Here is a 6,021-nt window from a genome sequence, read left to right as displayed (position 1 = left end):
TCCGGTCCGGCAGCAACGGCTCGATGCGTGCCCACTGGGCGTCAGTCAACGACACACCAGACCAACGATCCGATGATCTGAAGGAAACGGCCTAGTCGAGAGGCCTGCTCGGGGGTGCAGCGCAGCGGGAACCCAGCCGCAGATTCCCCGCAGCGCGACCGGACGGCCGGCACGGCACGAGGCTCCGGGCGCCCGGCCTCAGATGTGGTGCGCACGACGCGGCCCCAAGCGGTGAGGTGCTGGGGGCCGCCTACGCGTGCTCGGGGATCAGAAGTTGGAGATGACGTTGGTCAGGACTATCCCGGCGCCGAGATCATCTGCCGGGACCGGGCCAGTGCCTACACCAAGGCGGTCAAGAAAGCCGCACCTCACGCTCTGGAAGTGGCTGATCGCTGGCACCTGCCGCAGAACCTGTCCGCAGCGGTGGAGAAGACCTGTCACCAGCACCGGGACTGCCTGCGCAAACGTGCCGAGGAGGAGCCGGTGACCGAGGTGCCGGAGCCACCCCCGATGCTCTTACCGCCCCCGGAACTGCCCCGCACCCAGATCATCGAGCGGACCCGTCACCGTTACGAGGACATCCACCGCCTGCTGGAGGAACGCTGGACCATCAGCGCCATCGCCCGCCGTCTGAACCTCGACCGCAAGACGGTGCGCCGCTTCCGCGACACCGACCTCGACGAGTTACCGGTCTCCGCCCGCGAGCGCCCCAGCGGCGTCCTGGAGCCGTTCAAGGCATACCTCAACGCCCCCTTCACGGAAGCCCAAGGGCAGGTCAGCGGCACCCAGCTCTTCCAGGAGATCCAGGCTCGCGGCTACCGCGGCAGCCGCCAGGTCGTCCGCAAACTCCTCGCCGCCCTCCGCGAGGGCACCGCCGAACCGGTCCGGGCCCACATCCCCAGCCCCCGCAAGATCACCTCGTGGATCATGCGGCCCCTGGAGACGCTCACCAACAGCCAGGACGAGCGACTCCTCCAAGTCCGCCTCGCCTGCCGGGACATCACCCGGGCGTGCGATCTCGCTCGGGCGTTCGCCGACCTGGTCCGTCACCAGCGCGGATACCTGTTGCTGGAGCGGGTCCGGCAGGCCGAGCAGGACGCTCCGAAGCCCATGAAGGGCTTCGCCGGCTTCCTCCGCCAGGACCTCGGCGCTGTCACCGCCGGACTGACCCTCCAGTGGAGCTCCGGTGCGGTCGAAAGGCACGTGAACCGGGTGAAGACCCTCAAGCGAGCGATGTATCGACGGGCCTCATTCGAACTCCTCCGGACCCGCATCCTCACGCAGTCGCGATCTGCATCAATCAGCCAAAGGCACTGCCCTCATTGCCAGAGGTCAGCTCCTTCGCGTCCGCTGGGATCCATTGTCAGGAGGTCTTCATGCAGGCCCGACAGTGCGCGTCCAGTCGGAGAGCCATCTTCGCCCGACTCCATGACCACCCAGCCGGCCTCCACACCCGACACGTTCACATCGCCGCCGGCGTCCAGCTCGTCGAGCGTCGCGAACACCGCCTCATAGGCAACGGCTCGGACTAGGCAAACAAGGTCCTTCTGGTCCGCTCCGGCGGCAAGAAGGCGTTGCGCGGATGGCAGTTGATCGAGCGAGCCCGGCTCGGCCCAGCCGTTGATCGCACCGTGCCACAGGCTCCGCAGCAGCACGAATCGCGTGAGCTGCGGAAGGTCTTCCATGACCTCCGACTTGATCAGGTCGAGAGGATCGGTCACGCCGAGGGTGCTGAACTGGGCACGCAGCGACTCCGCGGCCGCCTTCCGTGGCACGTCCAGGCTGTTCAGCCATTCCTGCCATGCTGCTTGAGGATCACTCACCGCAACAGCATGCCCTACGGTCGGGAGACGGGCGATCGGCGCATGTGTCTCTGCTGGCGCACCAGGCGCTGCGGTTCACGGAACTGCGGACAGAGCCGAATTCAACGAGCCCCATCAGCGCCGCGACGGGCCACAAATGGCGAGACCTTACACCAGTGTTGGGTCTAACGGCTGATGTCGTAATCGCACGAGCCGTGTCGTACCGACGCCGCATACGACATCGCCGTGAGACTAGGGCGTGGGTGGGTGTTGCTGCCCTGGGTGTGTGGTGCTCGTCGAGCTCCGGTTGGACTCGACGCGTTTCAGTGGTCCGTCCGTCTGTGGTGACGGATCTTGTTGCCGTTCCTCTGTGGGCTCATCAGCCCACTCCATGGCTTGGGCGGCGCACAGAGCCGGCGAGCACGAGATATGCGGAGGTACCAGTGAAGGCAATCGTCGCGACGGATCCGGCCGCGGAGGCAGCCGGGATCACACTCACGGAGCGGCCTGAGCCGACGCCTGCGATCAACGACGTCGTCGTTGAAGTCCATGCGTCGGGCTTCGTCCCCGCGGAGTGGGAGTGGCCCTCGACGTGGGTCGATCGCGCCGGTCGCGATCGAGCCCCGGCGATCATCGGCCACGAGTTCACCGGAGTGGTCACCTCCCTCGGCTACGGCACGACGGGGCTCTCGCTGGGACAGCGGGTGTTCGGGATCACGGACTGGCACCGCGATGGAACCCTGGCCGAGTACACGGCCGTCGAGGCACGCAACCTGGCGCCGCTGCCGGGGAACGTCGACTTCACGATGGGTGCGAGCCTGCCGATCTCCGGCCTGACCGCGTGGCAAGGTCTGTTCCAGCACGGTCGTCTTCAGGCGGGGCAGAGCGTCCTCGCACACGGCGCCGCCGGCGCAGTCGGGTCTGTGGTCACTCAGCTCGCCCGGGAGTTCGGCGCCTACGTCATCGGTACCGGGCGGGCGGCGGACCGCCAGGCGGCGCTCGACTTCGGCGCGAACGAGTTCCTCGACCTCACCACCGAGGATCTCGACGACATCGGCGGGGTCGACGTGGTCTTCGATGTCATCGGCGCTGACATCCAAAGGCGCTCGGCGAGAATCATCCGGCCCGGCGGGACGCTGGTGACGGTGGTCGGGCCTGTTGAGGCTCGCCCTGTCGACGGCTTGGCGATCGACTTCGTCGTCGAGTCCGTTCCGAGTCAGCTGGTGGAGATCGTCGACCGGGTGCGGGACGGGCGCCTTCGCACGCACATCGGAACCGTCGCGACCCTCGACGACGCCGTCCCTGCGCTCAACCCGACCGAGCGGCGCAAGGGCAAGACCGTCATTCGCGTGCGCCCCTGAGCGCCCGGGAATGGGCCAACAGCGGTAGTGGGCTGCCCGACCGGGGCCGCGCGTCATCGCAGTATCCGGGAGCTCACCCGAGTCGCGCCTCAAATCGCGCCTCAAGTCGCATCGGGAGCCGCCGCATGGGAGGGAAAACCGCAGTTCAACCCTTTCTAGGGGTGCTGCCCGCGCCGACTACTTCCCTACAGCACCCTTCTCGGCCGGGGTCTGTGGAGCCCAGCGGATGTCGCCAACCAATGCTGGTCTAGGAAGAACGAGTGCCCGGCCCAACCTGGTCAAGGTCGGGCCGGGCACTCGATGCACCTGGGCGCGGCCGTTCATCGGGTGCGTGGTCCATCACGGTGGGCCCGAAAGTGCCGTGCACCGTGAGCCCAACCCACACGAAGACGTCCATCGCGTGCGCACACCGGATGGCGTTCACCATGCGGTGCATCGTCACCACAGCCATGCGTTGGAGTGCCGCAGCCGGGACAGGGCGTGCGCGTCGCGGCGGGAGGCCGCGCTGCCGATGCGGTTGCGCCGGGGGCGGGGCCGGTGGGACTGCCCGGTGTAGAGGCGCCGGTGCCCGGCCTGCTGGAGCCGCCGGCGCTGCAGGCGCAGCCGCTGCTTCTGCTCCGCCTTCGTCAGTGGCTTGCGGGGCCGCTTCCAGATCGGCTGCCAGGAGGGCGCTGGCCCGACCACGGCCGCGCGTTCCTGGGTTCCTTGTCGCACGCGGGCGAGGGCGGCCTCGATCCTCGGGTCGTCGGGCGGCGTGGTCATCTGATTCCTCCCGTGGGTGTGCCCGGGCCCGGCGCGGGCTGGGCTCTGGGCTGCTGGGTGGCGGCGGCCTCGATCACCCGGCGGCTCTCCTCCAGCGTGGCGACGTCGGTCATCTGCTCCTGCTCCCGGCCCGCCCTGTCGACCGCGCGTCCGGCACGGGCCTCGCCCCGGGCGCGCCTCGAGCGCGGCGGCGCTCCAGCGGGCACGGCGCCGGTGTGCGGGAGGGAGCGGGAGCCCAGCCGGTGCGAGCGGCGCACCGCGTTCACGCGGGCGGTCAGGGCGCCGGCGGCGAGGCGGGCCTTGTCGTAGCGGGAAGCGGGAGGGCGACCGGGCGCGGGTCAGCGCGCGGATCACCGCCCGGTCCTCGATGTCGTTCGGGTACAGGGCGCGCAAGTCGGCGGTCATCATCGTCCGGCCGGCCGGACGGGTGTAGTCGTCGACGGCCGTCTGCACGATCTGTTCGTCCAGGCCGGGCTCGTGGGCCGGCCGCGCAGGGTGTGGGCGAGGTGGCGGCGGGCTTCGGCGAGCAGGTGGTGCCGCTTGAATTCGCCGCGCATCACGTACACCTCGGCGGTGATGTCGAGGGCCGCCAGGGCGATGTCGACTACCGACCGCACCCCCGCCCACACTGCCGCGGCCGCCGCCCGCGCCCGCTCCGCCTGCCGGTACACCGTGCAGGCGCCGAACGCCCGGATCGCCGACTGCCGCCAGCCCTCGCGCAGCTCGGACAGCGACCGCGGCACCTTGGCGCTGCGCCTGGTGGTGACGTCGGGTGGCTGGGGCTGGCCGAGATCGCTGTAGTTCAAGGAAACGTGGTGCCTGCGGGCTGGTCCGACAGGTACTTCGAGCGCTCGCTCTCAGTGAAGGTCCGGTGAGCCGCGCTATAGATCTTTCTCATGGCGGAGAGGGGATCAGAAAGAGTGACATCCCGCGGCCGGATCCTCCCGTCGGCCCCACCGCTGACGAGTGTCTGGCCGTCTGGACTGAACGCGACGGACATGACGAGGTTGGTATGTCCGCTCAAGGTGATGCGCAGTTTGCCGGTCGTTGTGTCCCACAGTCGGACCGTCCCGTCGGCCCCGCCGCTGGCGAGGGTGTGACCGTCGGGGCTGAACGCCACCGACTCCACGGTGTTCGTGTGGCCGGTCAGGTTGGTGCGCGGCTTGCCGGTTTCCGTGTCCCACAGCCGGACTGTCGTGTCGTCGCTGCCGCTGGCGAGGGTCTGACCATCCGGGCTGAACACCACCGAGTCCACGGTGTCGGTGTGCCCAGTCAACGTGGTCCGCAGCTTGCCGGTTTCCGTGTCCCACAGCCGGACTGTCGTGTCATCCCCGCCACTGGCGAGGGTCTGACCATCCGGGCTGAACACCACCGAGTCCACGGTGTCGGTGTGCCCAGTCAACGTGGTCCGCAGCTTGCCGGTCGCCGTGTCCCACAGCCGGACTGTCGTGTCATCCCCGCCACTGGCGAGGGTCTGACCATCCGGGCTGAACGCCACCGACATCACGGTGTGGGTGCGCGCGGTCAGCGTGGTGCGCAGCTTGCCGGCCGCCGCATCCCACAGCCTGATCTTCCCATCGGCCCCGCCGCTGGCGAGGGTCTGACCGTCGCGGCTGAACGCCACCGACATCACGAAATCGGTGTGCCCGATCAGGGTGGTGCTCAGCTTGCCGGTCGCGGTATCCCACAGCCGGACGCTCTTGCCGCTACCGCTGGCGAGGGTGTGGCCCTGGCGGCTGAACGCCACCGACTCCACGATGTCGGTGTGGCCGATCAGGGTGGTGCGGAGTCCGTGGGGTGCTACGTCCCACAGCCGGATCGTCTTGTCGTCGCTGCCGCTGGCGAGGGTGTGGCCGTCCGAGCTGAACGCCACCGACTCCACGATGTCGGTGTGCCCGATCAGGGTGGTGCGCAGCTTGCCCGTTGCCGTATCCCACAGCCGGACTGTCTTGTCGTCGCTGCCGCTGGCGAGAGTGTGACCATCCGAACTGAACGCCACCGACTCCACGAAATCGGTGTGCCCGATCAGGGTGGTGCGCAGCTTGCCGGTCGCCGTGTCCCACAGCCGGATTGTCCTGTCGCTGAAGCTGGCGAGG

The 6,021-nt window shown here is 68.9% G+C and carries 6 protein-coding genes; 2 read left to right on the top strand and 4 right to left on the bottom strand.

Features of this window, described 5'->3' with window-relative positions:
* Positions 1 to 114 precede the first annotated feature (114 nt).
* Entirely contained in the window at positions 115 to 1,515 is a 1,401-nt protein-coding gene (locus ACWDAG_RS47025) for a transposase (protein ID WP_450701745.1), read from the top strand.
* Between the two features lie 730 nt (positions 1,516 to 2,245).
* A complete protein-coding gene (locus ACWDAG_RS47020; RefSeq protein ID WP_450701744.1) occupies positions 2,246 to 3,163 on the top strand; it encodes an NADP-dependent oxidoreductase in 918 nt (305 codons plus the stop codon).
* Between the two features lie 438 nt (positions 3,164 to 3,601).
* Here the strand turns inward: ACWDAG_RS47020 and ACWDAG_RS47015 are convergent, their stop codons facing one another.
* The 4 genes from ACWDAG_RS47015 to ACWDAG_RS47000 form a co-directional block, all read right to left on the bottom strand.
* Positions 3,602 to 3,925 carry a hypothetical protein gene (locus ACWDAG_RS47015; RefSeq protein ID WP_450701743.1) on the bottom strand — a complete coding sequence of 108 codons (324 nt, stop codon included), beginning with the start codon at positions 3,923 to 3,925 and terminating at the stop codon, positions 3,602 to 3,604.
* Positions 3,922 to 4,191, bottom strand: a complete 270-nt coding sequence (locus tag ACWDAG_RS47010; RefSeq protein WP_450701742.1) for a hypothetical protein — start codon at positions 4,189 to 4,191, stop codon at positions 3,922 to 3,924. Before ACWDAG_RS47010 ends, ACWDAG_RS47015 begins: the two co-directional genes overlap by 4 nt.
* A 138-nt stretch (positions 4,192 to 4,329) precedes the next feature.
* On the bottom strand, positions 4,330 to 4,731 hold the full coding sequence (locus tag ACWDAG_RS47005; protein ID WP_450701741.1) for a hypothetical protein: 402 nt from the start codon (positions 4,729 to 4,731) through the stop codon (positions 4,330 to 4,332).
* Positions 4,728 to 6,021, bottom strand: a 1,294-nt coding sequence (locus ACWDAG_RS47000) for a WD40 repeat domain-containing protein (RefSeq protein WP_450701740.1), incomplete at its 5' end; no start/stop codon positions are given. The genes ACWDAG_RS47005 and ACWDAG_RS47000, both read right to left, overlap by 4 nt.

The organism is Streptomyces sp. NPDC001157 (genome assembly GCF_053598255.1).
Note: the sequence above shows the minus strand (reverse complement) of the source record. Positions and strands in the feature narration are given on the sequence as shown.